This is a genomic window from Roseateles sp. P5_E11 (assembly GCF_054049355.1).
Genome location: NZ_JBFUMO010000109.1, coordinates 1 through 13,804, shown reverse-complemented (window position 1 = coordinate 13,804; position 13,804 = coordinate 1). Strand labels below are relative to the sequence as shown.

The 13,804-nt window shown below is 67.0% G+C and carries 15 protein-coding genes and 1 pseudogene; 10 read left to right on the top strand and 6 right to left on the bottom strand.

Annotation, left to right across the window (positions count from 1 at the left end; genetic code table 11):
* From ACXJKR_RS10840 to ACXJKR_RS10830, 3 genes are all read right to left on the bottom strand, one after another.
* Positions 1-1,154, bottom strand: a 1,154-nt coding sequence (locus tag ACXJKR_RS10840) for a TRAP transporter large permease subunit (RefSeq protein WP_457322856.1), incomplete at its 3' end; no start/stop codon positions are given.
* Positions 1,147-1,815 carry a TRAP transporter small permease subunit gene (locus ACXJKR_RS10835; RefSeq protein ID WP_457322855.1) on the bottom strand — a complete coding sequence of 223 codons (669 nt, stop codon included), beginning with the start codon at positions 1,813-1,815 and terminating at the stop codon, positions 1,147-1,149. The genes ACXJKR_RS10840 and ACXJKR_RS10835, both read right to left, overlap by 8 nt.
* 63 nt (positions 1,816-1,878) lie before the next feature.
* Positions 1,879-2,991, bottom strand: a complete 1,113-nt coding sequence (locus ACXJKR_RS10830; RefSeq protein WP_457322854.1) for a TRAP transporter substrate-binding protein — start codon at positions 2,989-2,991, stop codon at positions 1,879-1,881.
* 217 nt (positions 2,992-3,208) lie between these two features.
* On the opposite strand from ACXJKR_RS10830, the gene ACXJKR_RS10825 reads away from it, so the two are divergent.
* The 6 genes from ACXJKR_RS10825 (at position 3,209) to ACXJKR_RS10800 (ending at position 7,838) form a co-directional block, all read left to right on the top strand.
* Entirely contained in the window at positions 3,209-3,745 is a 537-nt protein-coding gene (locus tag ACXJKR_RS10825; RefSeq protein WP_457322853.1) for a cytochrome b, read from the top strand.
* 20 nt (positions 3,746-3,765) lie between these two features.
* A complete protein-coding gene (locus ACXJKR_RS10820; RefSeq protein WP_056191782.1) occupies positions 3,766-4,299 on the top strand; it encodes a YceI family protein in 534 nt (177 codons plus the stop codon).
* Between the two features lie 51 nt (positions 4,300-4,350).
* Positions 4,351-4,920, top strand: coding sequence for a YceI family protein (locus ACXJKR_RS10815; protein ID WP_056191784.1), 570 nt, complete (start codon positions 4,351-4,353; stop codon positions 4,918-4,920).
* A gap of 216 nt (positions 4,921-5,136) precedes the next feature.
* Positions 5,137-6,579, top strand: a complete 1,443-nt coding sequence (locus ACXJKR_RS10810) for a histidine kinase (protein WP_457322852.1) — start codon at positions 5,137-5,139, stop codon at positions 6,577-6,579.
* The gene (locus ACXJKR_RS10805) at positions 6,576-6,977 is read left to right on the top strand and encodes a hypothetical protein (RefSeq protein WP_457322851.1); all 402 of its coding nucleotides are present in this window, start codon (positions 6,576-6,578) and stop codon (positions 6,975-6,977) included. The genes ACXJKR_RS10810 and ACXJKR_RS10805 overlap by 4 nt, the downstream gene beginning before the upstream one ends.
* 18 nt (positions 6,978-6,995) lie before the next feature.
* Complete coding sequence (locus ACXJKR_RS10800; RefSeq protein WP_457322850.1) at positions 6,996-7,838, top strand: LytR/AlgR family response regulator transcription factor; 843 nt, start codon at positions 6,996-6,998, stop codon at positions 7,836-7,838.
* A gap of 169 nt (positions 7,839-8,007) precedes the next feature.
* On the opposite strand, the gene ACXJKR_RS10795 is transcribed toward ACXJKR_RS10800, so the two are convergent.
* Both ACXJKR_RS10795 and soxR read right to left on the bottom strand, forming a co-directional pair.
* The gene (locus ACXJKR_RS10795) at positions 8,008-8,784 is read right to left on the bottom strand and encodes a ferredoxin--NADP reductase (RefSeq protein WP_457322849.1); all 777 of its coding nucleotides are present in this window, start codon (positions 8,782-8,784) and stop codon (positions 8,008-8,010) included.
* A 92-nt stretch (positions 8,785-8,876) separates the two neighbouring features.
* The gene (gene soxR, locus ACXJKR_RS10790) at positions 8,877-9,365 is read right to left on the bottom strand and encodes a redox-sensitive transcriptional activator SoxR (RefSeq protein WP_235531787.1); all 489 of its coding nucleotides are present in this window, start codon (positions 9,363-9,365) and stop codon (positions 8,877-8,879) included.
* A 30-nt stretch (positions 9,366-9,395) separates the two neighbouring features.
* Here soxR and ACXJKR_RS10785 point away from each other — a divergent pair, with 30 nt between their 5' ends.
* From ACXJKR_RS10785 to ACXJKR_RS10770, 4 genes and pseudogenes are all read left to right on the top strand, one after another.
* Positions 9,396-10,394, top strand: coding sequence for a questin oxidase family protein (locus ACXJKR_RS10785; protein WP_457322848.1), 999 nt, complete (start codon positions 9,396-9,398; stop codon positions 10,392-10,394).
* A gap of 29 nt (positions 10,395-10,423) precedes the next feature.
* Positions 10,424-10,996 carry a helix-turn-helix domain-containing protein gene (locus tag ACXJKR_RS10780; protein WP_457322847.1) on the top strand — a complete coding sequence of 191 codons (573 nt, stop codon included), beginning with the start codon at positions 10,424-10,426 and terminating at the stop codon, positions 10,994-10,996.
* Positions 10,987-11,361: pseudogene (locus tag ACXJKR_RS10775) on the top strand (GNAT family N-acetyltransferase); the annotation flags it as partial. The gene ACXJKR_RS10780 and the pseudogene ACXJKR_RS10775, both read left to right, overlap by 10 nt.
* A 78-nt stretch (positions 11,362-11,439) precedes the next feature.
* On the top strand, positions 11,440-11,961 hold the full coding sequence (locus ACXJKR_RS10770; RefSeq protein WP_457322857.1) for a GNAT family N-acetyltransferase: 522 nt from the start codon (positions 11,440-11,442) through the stop codon (positions 11,959-11,961).
* Here ACXJKR_RS10770 and ACXJKR_RS10765 read toward each other — a convergent pair.
* Positions 11,948-13,804: ATP-binding protein (locus ACXJKR_RS10765; protein ID WP_457322846.1), on the bottom strand; the 1,857-nt coding region annotated here is incomplete at its 5' end. The genes ACXJKR_RS10770 and ACXJKR_RS10765 overlap by 14 nt on opposite strands.

Here is a 13,804-nt window from a genome sequence, read left to right as displayed (position 1 = left end):
GTCAGCACGCAGACGATGGCGAAGCCCGTGTAGAAGTTCTTCGGTACGGCCTCGGGTCGGGGTGCTTCGCTGACTGCGCCACCCATGCGCTGCAGCGGCTCGTCGGCGGCGGGCTTGGCTGCGCCCGGTTCGGCCAGGGCACCGGGYGGTTCCTGCAACCCGCCGCTGGCCCCTGGCGGTTCGGCCAGGCCGCCCGATGGGCTCGGCGGCTCCTGCAGCCCGCCGGGTGCGGCCGGCGCATCCAGCTTCTGCATCGCCGCGGGCGCACTGACCTCGGTCTTTTGCGTGTAGTCGGTGACGTACCACCAGGTCGTGCCGAGGCAGACCAGGGCCAGCCACACGGGTACCAGGGCGCGAAGCAGGCTGGCCAGCAGCCGGCCCCATCCCATGGGTGCGCCTGAAGGAGACAGCACCGCCTTCAGCAGTGCCCACAGCATGCGCGGCGAATAGCGATCGGCCAGTGCGGCGATGGCCGGCGAGATCGGTGCGCGCTGCTGCTCCGGCGGCAACTGCGGCGCGACCTTCGGGTTGATCATGCACCAACCGATCACGTAGACCAGGTACAGGAAGGCCAGGAAGAAGCCCGGGAACATCGCCGCCGCGTAGAGCTTGACGACCGACTGCCCGGCCACGGCCGCGTAAACGATGATCATCACGGAGGGCGGGATCAGGATGCCCAGCGTGCCGCCGGCCGTGATGACGCCCGCCGCCAGGCGCGTGTCGTAGCCGGCCTTCAGCATGGGCCGCATCGCGATGACGCCCATCAGCACGACGACCGCGCCGACCAGGCCGCTGGCAATGCCCCAGAAGGTGCAGATCACCAGCGTCGTGACCGCCAGCGATCCCGGCAGGCGCCGGAAGGCCAGCTGCACGCTGTGGAACATTTTGTCCACCAGCGCGCCGCGTTCCATCACATAGCCCATCAGCACAAAGAGCGGTATCGACAGCAGCGTGTCGTTGTTCATCGCGCCGTAGGCGCGCTGCACCATCAAATCGAAGATGCGGTTGTCCAGCCAGGGCTGGCCGGGGTCGTAGAAGGCGACGAAGCCGAACAGCATGCCCAGGCCCATCAGCGTGAACGCCGTCGGGAAACCCAGCAGGATGACGACCACGATGAGGCTGAGCATGGTCAGGCCGAGAGCGGCGTTACTCATGCTGGTTGCCCTCACTGGTGGTGCGCTGACGCGCGATGTCGTCGATGTTCTTGGCTCGGTCGATCGCCTCGCGGGCTGCGTCGGCGTCCACATGCGTGCTGGCCGCCAGCTGCTGCTCGACGACGTCGATCTCCTCGGCATCCTTGAGCCGTGGCGTCCACTCGCCCGTGCGGATGCAGACGATGCAGCGCAGGATCTCGGCGAGGCCCTGCAGCATCACCATCGCGCCGGCGAGCGGGATGATGGCCTTGAAGGGGTAGACCGGCAGCGGCGTGGCGTTGAAGGTGGTCTCGTGGATGCGCAGCGAGTCGCCGAAGTAGGTCCAGCCGCTCCAGGTCAGCGCGCCGATGCCCGGCAGGAAGAACACGACGTAGAGCACCAGGTCCAGCCAGGCCTGAGTGCGCGGCCGCATGCGGCCGTAGAGGAAGTCGCCGCGCACGTGGCCGTCGTGAGCCAGCGCGTAGGCGCCGCCCATCATGAACAGCGTGCCGTAGAGCATGTTGCTCGCGTCGAAGATCCAGGCCGTCGGCATGTTCAGCGCGTAGCGTTTGAACACCTCGGCCACCACCATCAGCATCAGCACGACGATCAGCCAGGCGGAGGCCTTGCCGACCCACGTGCTGATGCCGTCCACCCGATGCAGCAGCTTCTGCACATCCATCGCATCACCCCTCATGCAGGACAGGCCCCGAAGGGCCCGTCGATTGACACGCTCAGTGGGACTTCAGCCCTTCTTGGCGAAGTAGTGGTTCCAGGCCATCTTGAAGTCGACCAGGTAGTCGTTCTGCCATTGGCCGGCACGCAGGGCGAAGGCACGCTGGCTGTCCAGCACCTTCTTGAAGTGCGGGTTCTCGGCCGACTTCTTGGCGATCACCTTGTCCCAGGATTCGAGCTGGTTGCGCAGGATGGCGTCCGGCGTCTTGTAGAAGGCCACGCCGCCCTTCTTCATCTCGGCGTAGTCCTTGGAGTTGCGGTCGATGGCCTTCCAGCTCATGTCGGCGCTGGAAGCCTGCACCGCGTAGTCGATGATCTTCTTCAGTTCGGCCGGCAGCGCGTTGTACTTGCCCTTGTTGAACAGGATCTCGAACTGCTCGGTGCTCTGATGGAAGCTCTGCAGCATGCAGTTCTTGGCCACGTCGGGGAAGCCGAGGATGCGGTCGCTGGTGGCGTTGTTGAACTCGGCCGCATCGATGAGGCCGCGGTCCAGCGCCGCGACGATCTCGCCGCCCGGCAGCGGGTTCACGGCCGCACCCTGCTCGGTGTAGAGGTCCACCGCCAGGCCCACGGTGCGGAACTTGACGCCCTTCATCTGGTCCAGGTTAGCCACCGGTTTCTTGAACCAGCCATAGGGCTGGGTCGGCATCGGGCCGTACAGGAAGGACACCACTTCCATGCTGATGGACTTGTAGATCTCCTCCAGCAGGGCCTCGCCGCCGCCGTAGTTGTGCCAGGCCAGCAGCATGTTCGGGTCCATGCCGAAGCCCGGGCCGGAGCCCCACAGCGCCAGCGCCGAGTTCTTGCCGTAGTGGTAGGCCACCACGCCATGGCCGCCGTCCAGCGTGCCCTTGTTGACGGCCTCGAGCAGCTGGAAGGCCGGCACCACCGCGTTGGACGGCAGCACCTCGATCTTCAGGCGGCCGCCGGCCATGTCGTTGACCTTCCTGGCGAAGTCCTGGGCGTACTCGTGGAAGATGTCCTTGGCCGGCCAGGTCGACTGGAAGCGCAGGCTGACGGTCTCCGCTTTCGAGATCATGGGGGCTGCCAGGGCGGCGCCCCCGGCCGTCGTGGCCGCGGCCGTCTTGATGAAACGACGGCGAGCGCTGGGTTTCTGGGTCATGGGCTGTCTCCAATGGATGTTTTGAATGCGCCTTCAACAGAACCTGCGGCCGGGCGCGCGCCGCTGAGGCTGAGTCTGGCTGGGCGTAGTCGGTGCGCAACTGGGTCAAACCCACGGGATTGCACGCACCACCCCCGAGCCGTTCAAAATCGCTGAACATTGGCGACAACGCCAATGAACCGCTCCCCCCTCTGCCGGGAACACACTGCGAACCCATATGAGCCCTGCCACCCGCTACACCCCCATCGCCATCGCGCTGCACTGGCTGCTGGCGCTGGCCATCGTCGGCGCCTTCAGCGTGGGCCTGTACATGACCAGCCTGCCGTTCTCGCCGACACGGCTCAAGCTCTACAACTGGCACAAATGGGCCGGCGTCACCATCCTGACGCTGTCCGCCTTGCGCCTGCTGTGGCGCCTCACCCATCGCCCGCCAGCCGACATCCCCATGCCGGCCTGGCAGCTGCGCGCCGCCCATGTGACGCACAACCTGCTCTATGTGCTGTTCTTTGCCGTGCCGCTGTCCGGCTGGGCCTACAGCTCGGCGGCGGGCTTTCCCATCGTCTGGTTCGGCGTGCTGCCGCTGCCCGACTTCGTGGGCAAGGACAAGGAACTCGCCGAGACGCTGAAGCTGGTGCACCACTTCGCCGCCTACGGCCTGGGCCTGCTCGTCGCCGGCCATGTCGGCGCCGCCCTCAAACATCACTTCATCGACCGTGATGGCCTGCTTGCCCGCATGGGCCTGGGTCGCAACTAAACCGCACCTGAAAGGACTTCATGAAACGCCTGATCTCCGCCCTGCTGATCGCCACCAGCGCCCTGGCCGCCCAGGCCGCCACGCTGCAGCCCGAGAAGAGCGACCTCAGCTTCACTTTCAAGCAGATGGGCGTGCCGGTGGACGGCAAGTTCAAGAAGTTCGAAGCCCAGCTCGATTTCGACACCAAGAAGCCCGAGGCCGGCAAGATCGCCTTCACGGTGGACCTGGGTAGCGTGTCCCTGGGCGACGCCAGCTTCGACGCCGAGCTCGCCAAGACGCCCTGGTTCGACACCAAGCGCAACGGCAAGGCCACATTTGTGTCCAGCGGCATCAAGGCCACCGGCCCCGGCAAGTACGACGTGGCCGGCAAGCTGAGCATCAAGGGCGCCAGCCGCGATGTCGTCGTGCCCCTCACGCTGGCCTCTGGCGTGGCCAGCGGCAGCGTGGCCATCAAGCGCCTGGATTTCAAGATCGGTGACGGCGAATGGGCCGACACGTCGATGGTCGCCAACGACGTGACCGTGAAGTTCAAACTGTCCTTTTCCGGCATCTAGCCGGCCTGTAACCTCCCACCCCTCTCTTCCCACCCCCCGGAGACCTTCACGATGAAGAATGCCCTGTTGCTTGCCACCCTGATCGCCGCCGCTGGCGCCGCTCAAGCCCAAAGCGCCACCTACGCCATTGATCCCAGCCACACCGCGGTCACCTTCGAAGCCAAGCATTTCGGCACCAGCACGCTGCGCGGCCGCTGGGACAAGAAGGAAGGCACGGTCACGCTGGACAAGGCCGCCAAGACCGGCAAGGTCGAGTTCACCATCGACATGGCCTCCCTCACGACCGGCACGGCCCCGTTCGACGGCCACCTGAAGAGCAAGGACTTCTTCGCCGTCGAGGAGTTCCCGACGGCCAAGTTCGTCGGCGACAAGTTCAGCTTCAACGGCGACAAGGTGGCCAGCGTCTCCGGCGAGCTGACGCTGCGCGGCAAGACCAACCCGGTCACGCTGACGGCCACCAACTTCAACTGCTACGAGAACCCGCGCCTGAAGCGCGAGGTCTGCGGCGGCGACTTCGAGACCACCATCCAGCGCAGCCAATGGGGCATCGTCTATGCGATGCCGGCCGTCACGCCCGACGCCATCCGCCTGCTGGTCCAGGTCGAGGCCATCAAGCAGTAATCTGCCTGCCGACGCCCTCTGCAAGCCCGCCTCTGGCGGGCTTTTTGCTGTGTGGTCCGTGAACTATTCCCGAGCCCTTCACGGCGGTGTCACGCCGACCGGCACGGCCTGTCGCAGCCCCATGCAGTTCGTCATGCGTCCCGGCCGGAGTGTCGCGCCGGGCCCGCGCCGCCCAAAGCCCCTGCGTACAGTGACTCCCAACGACAGACCCCGGCCATGACTCCCTCCTTCTCCCCCAGCCCCCAGCAAAAGCTCTGGATCGAGCGTTGGCAGCGTTTTTCCGCCACCGTGGTGCGGTATTTCCACATCTACGCCGGCTGGCTGGTCGGCATCAGCTGGAAGCGTTTCGTGCTGCTGTCGCTGGCGCTGCTGATCGGCGTCAACGTGCTGAAGAACCTGCCTCCCTTCACCTGGCGCATCAGCGAGCAGGTCGAGGAGCATGACCACGGCGCCGTGCGCCGCCAGGCCAAGCTCGAGGCCGAGGCCAAAAAGGCTGCCGACCAGGCCCGCAAGGCGGTCGACAGGGCCGAAAAGGACGGCAAGAAGGTGGCCGACAAGGGCGTTCACTACGAGGTCAAGATCGACGAGCGTGGTGTGCGCATCCAGCCCGTGCGCTCCGCAGCCTCGGCAGCCAGCGCCGCCGAAGGCGACGACGGCGAGCCCAAGGCCAACGAGGCCCCGGCCATTTCCATCGACTTCCCCAAGAGCGCCCGTCCCGAGGACATCCGCGCCGCCATCGACCAGGCCAAGGAGCAGCTCAGCCAGCTCAAGCAGGAGGCCGAGGAGGTCAAGGAAGCCCAGGAAGCCGCCGCCGACGCCCAGGCCGCCCTGCAGCAGGCCGCCGAGGAAGCCAAGGACGCGCAGAGCCGCAAGCGCGTCACCATCGTGCATGCCGGCGACTCCCTGGTCGACCTGGCCATCCTGTGGATCCTGGCCTCCGCCGTCATCAAGGCGATGTACAAGGGCCGCATTCAGGCCGAGGTCAAGGCCGCCCAGGCGGCCGAGAACGCCGAGAGCGAAGCCCTGAARCGCCAGGTCATCGAGGCCCGCATGGCCGCCATGCAGGCCCAGGTCGAACCGCACTTCCTGTTCAATACGCTGGCCTCCATCGATCACCTGATCGAGACCGACCCGCCGCGTGCCAGCCAGATGCAGAAGAACCTCATCGCGCTGTTGCGGGCCTCCATGCCCACCATGCGTGAGGCCAACGCCACCGCCACCCGCGACCTGGGCCGCGAGTTGGCCGTCATCCGGCCCTACCTCGAGATCCTGAAGGTGCGCATGGAAGAGCGCCTGCAGACCGAGATCGATGTGCCCGAGGGCCTGCTGTCGGCCGAATTCCCGCCCATGATGATTCAGGGCCTGGTCGAGAACGCCATCAAGCATGGCCTGGAGCCCAAGGCCGAGGGCGGCACGCTGAAGGTCAAGGCCGAGATCGTGCACGGCAAGCTGGCCGTCACGGTCGCCGACACGGGCCTGGGGTTTGGCCGGGCCGCCACCTCGGGCACCGGCGTGGGCCTGGCCAATATCCGCGAACGCCTGCAACTGCTGCACGGCAACCGCGCCAGCGTCACCGTCACCGAGAACCAACCCAGTGGCACGGTCGTCACGATCACCGTGCCCTATCGCAGCCGCAACGACGAAGGAGCCACGGCATGAAAACCCTGTTCAAGATTCTGTTCATCGGCACCGCGCTGATGGTCCTGATGGCGATGTTCGGCGGCTTTGCGCTGCTCCACCATGGCGGCCCCGACATGCACATCGTGCTGGACGACGGCGAGTTCTTCCTCGGCGGCAGCGATGTCGGCGACTGGCTGGGCGCGACCATCGGCCTGTTCGTCGCCGGCATCATCTGCGTCATCGTCGTGCCACTGGTGCTGCTGCTGGGCGTGGCCCTGCCGCTGCTCATCGTCGGCGGCGTGCTGGCCCTGGTCGTGGCCAGCCTGCTCGGCGTCGGCGCCGTGCTCGGCTCGCCGCTGATCCTGCTCGGCCTGCTGCTCTTCGTCGTCATGCGCAACCGCCGCCGCGCGAACGCGAGCAGGTCGACGCCGGTCTGAGCTAGTAGCATCGTCGGCATGAACACTGCAGCACCCATCCGCGCCGTTCTGGCCGACGACGAAAGATTGATGCGCGAGCAATTGCGCGCCCGATTGACCGAGGTCTGGCCCGAGCTGGACATCGTCGCCGAGGCAAAGAACGGCCTCGAGGCGGTCGAGCTGACCAAGGAGCACAAGCCCGATATCGTCTTCCTCGATATCCGCATGCCGGGCCTGACGGGCGTCGAGGCCGCCCGCCAGATCGCCCAAATGGGAGATGAGGGGGAGGGCTCGGGGGACGACGACTGGCTGGTGCCCGAGATCGTCTTCATCACGGCCTACGACCAGTACGCCGTCGAAGCCTTCGAGCAGGGTGTGGCCGACTACGTGCTCAAGCCCGCCGAGCGCGAGCGCCTGCAGCTGACGGTGGCTCGCATCAAGAAGCGCCTGGCCCAGCGCGAGGCGCCCTCCAACGACTTCAGCGACAGCGCGCCGGTGCCGCTGCAGCAGCTACTGCACAAGCTGTCGGGGCAGATGAACCCGGCTGGCAAGCCGCAATATCTGCAGTGGATCCAGGCCACGGTCGGCCAGGCCATCCAGATGATCCCGGTCGAGGACGTGCTGTTCTTCATCAGCGACGAGAAGTACACCCGGGTGCAGACAGCCAAGGTCGAGGCCCTGATCCGCAAGCCCATCAAGGAGCTGGTGGACGAGCTGGACCCGCAGGTCTTCTGGCAGATCCACCGCTCCACGCTTGTGAATGCGCGCGCCATCGACGGCATCACCCGCGACTTCCGCGGCCGCCAGTTGGTGGGGGTGCGCGGTCTGACCGAGAAGCTCGAAGTCAGCCGCAGCTACACCCACTTGTTCAAGGGAATGTAGGCGCCTTCGAGGAGGCGTCTGCGTTTTCCTGTGGGCCGAGCGCCGGGCCGCTCCCAAGCCGGCCCGCAGGCGATGTGCAAGCGGCTCAATGCCGCTTGCATCGCCGACCCCTCGGGGGACCGACTGGGCTTGCCCGCGTACAGCTGGGCAAGACCGGGCGAGGGGCGCCCTACTTCTCGACGAAAGCGCGCTCGATGACGTAGTCGCCCGGCGTCGTCGTGCTGCCTTCCTTGAAGCCGCGGATCTCCAGCATCTCCTGCATGTCCTTCAGCAGCGCGGGGCTGCCGCACAGCATGATGCGGTCGGTCTCGGGATCAAGCGGCGGCAGGCCCAGGTCGGCCTGCAGCTTGCCGGTCTGGATCAGGTCGGTGATGCGGCCCATGTTCTTGAAGGGCTCGCGCGTGACCGTCGGGTAGTACAGCAGCTGCTCGGCAGCGAATTCGCCGAGGAATTCGTGCTGGTGCAGGTCGACCGTGAGGTGGTCGTGATAGGCCAGCTCGTTCACATGGCGCACGCCGTGCACGACGACGACCTTCTCGAAGCGCTCATAGGTCTCGGGGTCGCGCGCGACACTGATGAAGGGTGCCAGGCCCGTGCCGCTGCCCAGCAGATAGAGGTTCTTGCCCGGCAGCAGATAGTCGATCAGCAGCGTGCCCGTGGGCTTGCGGCCGACGATGATCTTGTCGCCTGGTTTGATGTGCTGCAGCTTGGAGGTCAGCGGGCCGTCCGGCACCTTGATGCTGAGGAATTCCAGCTGCTCTTCATAGTTGGCGCTGACGATGCTGTAGGCGCGCAGCAGCGGTTTGCCCGTCTCGGTCTTGAGGCCGATCATCGTGAAGTGGCCATTGGAAAAACGCAGGGCCTGGTCGCGCGTCGTCGTGAAGCTGAACAGGCGGTCGGTCCAGTGGTGGACGGTCAGGACGGTCTCTTCGTGGAAGGCACTCATGGCGGTCGTTCTTGCGGACGGTTGGGCGGACGGTTTGGCGGGTTAACCCGGGTATTTTCGCCGGGAAGTGCTCACCCGCCGTCGCCAAGGGGTCAAGTCGCGGTTTCGATGCGCAGAAGCCTCGCTCCGGCACCCTCACTGCGCTTGACGTCCTGAGGGTTGTAAAGGGCACAGGCCTTCAGCGACAGGCAGCCGCAGCCGATGCAGCCCGTCAGCCGCTCACGCAGCTGCTGCAGGGCCGCAATGCGTTCGTCCAGCAACGGCGCCCAGCCGGCCGACAGCCGCGTCCAATCCGCCTTGGTGGGCGTGCGGCCCTGGGGCAGGGTGGCCAGCGCCGCCTTGATCTGCGGCAGCGTCAGCCCCACCACCTGGGCTGCGCGGATGAAGGCCACCCGGCGTAGCACGTGGCGCGGGTATTGCCGGTGCCCGCCAGCGCTGCGGCCGCCAGCGATCAGGCCCTCGGCCTCGTAGAAGCGCAGTGCGCTGGCCGCCACGCCGGCACGCTTGGCCAACTGGCCGATGGTCAGCGGTGCGGCGGACTCCATGGCGCTTGACTTCAAGTCCACTTGAACTTCGAGCATGGCGCCATGTTCCCACAGCCAAGAGCCGCCATGCTGACCAAGACCGCCTTGCCCGCGCCCGCCACGCTGGCCCAGTTGCACCATCTGCTCGACGCCGGTGCGGCGCTGGCGCCCACCTACCGGGGCCGACTGAGCAACCACCTGCCCATGGCCCAGCAGGCCTTGCTGGAGCTGGGCGCCTCGGCGGCGCGGCTGCAGGCCTGGACCGAAAGCTACGAAGTCCACCTCGAACCACGCGTCGCTGCTCGCCCGGGCAGCGTCACGGTCGAGCGCGACCTGGGCCGACCCGACAGCGAGACCGCCTGGCATGCTCACTTCGCGGCGCGCATTGCGGAGATCGGTGCGGCCGGCACGTTGCGCAAGGCTCTGTCCCTGCTGCTGCCTGGTGTCGGTGCCATCGCCTTCCATGGCCTGATCCGCACCGGCCATGCGGTGCTGGCCGGCCACGAGGGCGAGCTGGCCGCTGGCCTTGCGCACTGGGCGGCCCACTTCCTGCCGCTGCCGACCACGGCCGACGGCCCGCCGCTGGAACTGGCCGATTGGCTGCCGGCGCTGAGCAAGCTGTCGCGTCCGGCCTACCCGGCAGGTGCGCTGATCCACGGCCGCATGCAGGCCTGGGGCGAATCGCCGGATTTCGCCGCAGTCGCCGGGCGGCTGCGCCATGGGCCGGACGCACTGCGCGACCTGGCGCTGCTGGCGGCCCGCACCTATGCGGCGACCGGCAACTTCACCGTGCTGCATCTGCTGACGGCCAGCCACGCGATGGTGGTGCTGGAGCCCTGGTGGCCGGCGCCCCAGCTGGCGCGGGGCTTCAGCGTCGCCGCTGCTGCCGGCCTGCTGGCCAGCGGCGCCGAGCCGGCGCTGATGCTCGACCGCCCACCCAGCCGCCCCTGGCCGGCGCTGATCGCGGCGGCCTGCGAACAGGACGATGCCCATGCCATCAAGCTCACCCACGCCGCCTGGCGCCTTGGCCGCCGCTGGCCCGATCCGGCCTGGCGCCGCGTCGTTGAACGTGCAATTCCATTTTGATGGAAAACAAATTCCAGTAAACTGGATGAATGGATATCACGCAACGCATCGGCCATCGCCTGCACGAACTGCGCTCGGCTGCCGGCCTGTCGCTCGACGCACTGGCCAACAAGAGTGGCGTCAGCCGCTCCAACATCTCGCTGATCGAGCGCGGCCAGAGCAGCCCGACGGCCGTGGTGCTCGACAAGCTTTCGTCGGCGCTCGGCGTCAGCGTCGCGTCGATGTTCGAGGCTGGTCCGGCACCGACCACACCCTCGCCGCTGGCGCGTGTAGCCGAGCAACCCGTCTGGGACGACCCGGCCTCGGGTTACCGCCGCCGCAATGTGTCGCCCGCCGGCGTGTCGCCACTGCAACTGGTGGACGTCATCTTCCCGGCCGGCCAGCGCGTCTCCTTCGAAACCTCGGAGCGTGATGCCGACATCCACCAGCTCGTCTGGATGATCGATGGCGCCATGGAGATCGGCCACGGCAGCGAGCAGTGGCAGCTGAACCCGGGCGACTGCCTGGCGATGCGGCTGGATGCGCCCATCCGTTTCCACAATCCTGGAACCAAGCCGGCGCGTTACCTCGTGGCCTTGAGCGGGGCCAAGTCATGGCGCTGAACCTCGTCACTGTCGCTCCGGACCACACTGACGCGCGCTTGCTGCTGGACGAGTTGTCCGCTGCACTGCAGGCGATCACCGGCGACAGCGGGCGCAGCGGTTTCGCGGCCGACGACGTGCGCGGGCCGCGCAGCCGTTTCGTCATCGCACAGGACGAGGCCGGCGCGGCGCTGGGTTGCGGCGCCCTGCGACCGCTGCAAGATGGTGTGGCGGAACTCAAGCGCATGTACGCCCGCCCCGGCTCGCACGGTGTCGGCGCGGCGTTGCTGACTCATTTGGAGTCATCTGCGAGGCACTTGGGCTACCGCGCCCTGTGGCTGGAAACACGCGCCGTGAACACCCGCGCCGTGTCGTTCTACGAGCGGCATGGCTACCGGCGCATCGACAACTTCGGCCGCTACGCAGGCAACGCGGCGGCGGTGTGTTTTGGCAAGGAACTAGACATGGCCGTCACGATCAAAGAACTGGATGCGGCGCAGGCCGAGGCGCGCATGGACGAACTGGCCGTTGTGCTGCTCGACTGCGTGGCGGGTGGCGCCTCAGTGGGCTTTATGGCCGACCTGTCGACCGAACGTGCTCGGGTGTTCTGGCAAGGCGTGGCAGGGCAGGTGGCTGACGGCAAGTGGCACCTGTTCGTGGCGCTGGATGACGCCGGGCGGGCGTGCGGCACGCTGTCTCTCGTCGTCGACATGCCCGACAACCAGCCGCACAGGGCCGACGTGTCCAAGATGTTGGTTCATCGCAGCGCGCGCCGGCAGGGTGTGGCCGAACACCTGCTGCGGGCGCTGGAGGTAAAGGCTCGTGAGTTGGGCAAGACGACGCTGGTGCTGGACACCGTCACCGGCAGCGATGCTTCGCGGGTCTATGAGAGAACGGGTTGGCAGCGAGCGGGCGACATTCCGAACTACGCATTGATGCCGGAAGGGCCGTTCTGCTCGACGACCTACTACTTCAAGCCGCTCTGAACCCGATGCCTCTGCGTTCGCGGACTTCAGGCTTCGCTCGATGCTCCGCCTCCAGTTGAGCCAAAAACTCATCCGGCGTGAAGGCCTCGCCAAGGATCTCGACCTGGTTGCGCACGGCCGCGAAGTCGCCATGCGTCAGGCAATCCATCGCCACAAGCCGTGAGCGCTGCTCATCGGCCGGGGCGGCGCCCGCCTCGCGCTCGAACATCGCCACGCGCTGTTCGGGCTTGAGCGCCTTGAAGCGGATCTTGAACGCGAAGCGCCGCAGCGCCGCCTCGTCGAGGTCGTCGAAGAGGTTGGTCGTGCAGATGAAGAGGCCGCTGAAGCGCTCCATGCCGGCCAGCATCTCGTTGACCTCCGACACCTCGTAGTTGCGCTCGGCATGCTTGCGGCTGCGCAGGAAACTGTCGGCTTCATCCAGCAGCAGCACGGCGCCTTCGGTCTGGGCCGTTTCGAACATGCGCGCCATGTTCTGCTCGGTCTCGCCGACGAACTTGCTGGCGATGTCGCTGGCACGGCGCACCATCAGCGGCCGGCCCAGGGCCTGGGCGATGTGTTCAGCCAGGGCGGTCTTGCCGCTGCCGGGTGGCCCGTAGAAGCAGAGTTGACCCGCGCCCTTGCGGCGCAATGCCTCGACGATGCGCGGGATCTCGAAGCGGCTTTCGCAGTTCAGCAGATCCAGCGCATAGCTGGTGACGCAGGGCCGGGCCATGCTGCTGCCGTCGTCGCGGCCCAGGGCCTTGTCGGCGTTCAGCAGCTGGCGCTCGATCAGTTTCTCGGCGTCGTCGGCCGAACCGGCCAACTGGGCGAAGCGCACGGCAGTGCGGATCTGCGCGGGCGTCAGGCCCGGGCGCTCGGCCAGCTTGGCGATGAAGCCTTCGCTGACGGGCACTTCACCCAGCGCCTTGGCCACCAGCCCCTTGCGGGCGCCGGGCGGCGGCGACTTCAGCTCCAGGTGGTACTGGAAGCGGCGCCGGAAGGCCGGGTCGATCTGCTCGATGCGGTTGGTGACCCAGATGACGGGCACCGGATTGGTTTCCAGGATCTGATTGACCCAGGCCTTGCCGCTGACCGAGTTGCCGACCCCGCCTTCGCCGCTGGCGTCCAGCCGGTTCAGCAGCGAGGCGGTGTCGCTGGACAGCGGCGGGAAGACGTCCTCGACCTCATCGAACAGCAGGGCCACATTGGCGCTGGCCTTCAGGAAGACCTGGCTGATCTGCAGCGAACGGTAGCGGTCGCGGCCCGACAGTGAGTTGCCATCGCGGTCGGCATACTCGACCTCGTACAGATCCAGCCCCGCAGCTGCGGCAGCCACCTTGGCCAGCTCCGTCTTGCCCGTGCCCGGCGGACCGTACAGCAGCACGTTGACGCCGGTCGCGTGCGTGGTGACGGCCTGGCGCAACAGGCCTTGCAGCAAGCCCAGGTCGTCGCTGACGAACTGGAAATCGCTGGCGCCCAGCGTGCTCAGCGTGGCGGGCCGCGTGAAGACGGCCATCAGATCATGCGGGCCCTGGTATTCGCGCATCAGCACCGGCGGCAGCTGGTCGCTGACTTTCATCAGGTCGGCCAGGTCGGTGATGTTGTGCTCGGAGATCAGGTTCTCGACCATGCCGATGCGCTCGAGGCGTGAACCGGCGCGCAGCGCCTCGGCGACCTCGCGTTCGTCCACGCCGGCAACGGCGGCGATTGCCGCGAAGGCTTCCTGCGCGGTGTTGACCTTGAACTCGACCAGCGCCCCGCGCAGCTCACGCTGGTAGCGGGCGAGGGTGCCGTAGAGCAGGATGGCCCGCTCGGCAGGGTTCAACTGCAGCAGCGTGCCCAAAGCGGCGATGTTCTTCTCGAC

Coding starts and splice junctions, on each gene's coding strand:
- ACXJKR_RS10800 (WP_457322850.1), top strand. CDS start 6,996: ATGAACACTGCAGCACCCATCCGCGCCGTTCTGGCCGACGACGAAAGA.
- ACXJKR_RS10815 (WP_056191784.1), top strand. CDS start 4,351: ATGAAGAATGCCCTGTTGCTTGCCACCCTGATCGCCGCCGCTGGCGCC.
- ACXJKR_RS10770 (WP_457322857.1), top strand. CDS start 11,440: ATGGCCGTCACGATCAAAGAACTGGATGCGGCGCAGGCCGAGGCGCGC.
- ACXJKR_RS10805 (WP_457322851.1), top strand. CDS start 6,576: ATGAAAACCCTGTTCAAGATTCTGTTCATCGGCACCGCGCTGATGGTC.
- ACXJKR_RS10795 (WP_457322849.1), bottom strand. CDS start 8,784: ATGAGTGCCTTCCACGAAGAGACCGTCCTGACCGTCCACCACTGGACC.
- ACXJKR_RS10835 (WP_457322855.1), bottom strand. CDS start 1,815: ATGGATGTGCAGAAGCTGCTGCATCGGGTGGACGGCATCAGCACGTGG.
- soxR (WP_235531787.1), bottom strand. CDS start 9,365: ATGCTCGAAGTTCAAGTGGACTTGAAGTCAAGCGCCATGGAGTCCGCC.
- ACXJKR_RS10830 (WP_457322854.1), bottom strand. CDS start 2,991: ATGACCCAGAAACCCAGCGCTCGCCGTCGTTTCATCAAGACGGCCGCG.
- ACXJKR_RS10780 (WP_457322847.1), top strand. CDS start 10,424: ATGGATATCACGCAACGCATCGGCCATCGCCTGCACGAACTGCGCTCG.
- ACXJKR_RS10785 (WP_457322848.1), top strand. CDS start 9,396: ATGCTGACCAAGACCGCCTTGCCCGCGCCCGCCACGCTGGCCCAGTTG.
- ACXJKR_RS10825 (WP_457322853.1), top strand. CDS start 3,209: ATGAGCCCTGCCACCCGCTACACCCCCATCGCCATCGCGCTGCACTGG.
- ACXJKR_RS10820 (WP_056191782.1), top strand. CDS start 3,766: ATGAAACGCCTGATCTCCGCCCTGCTGATCGCCACCAGCGCCCTGGCC.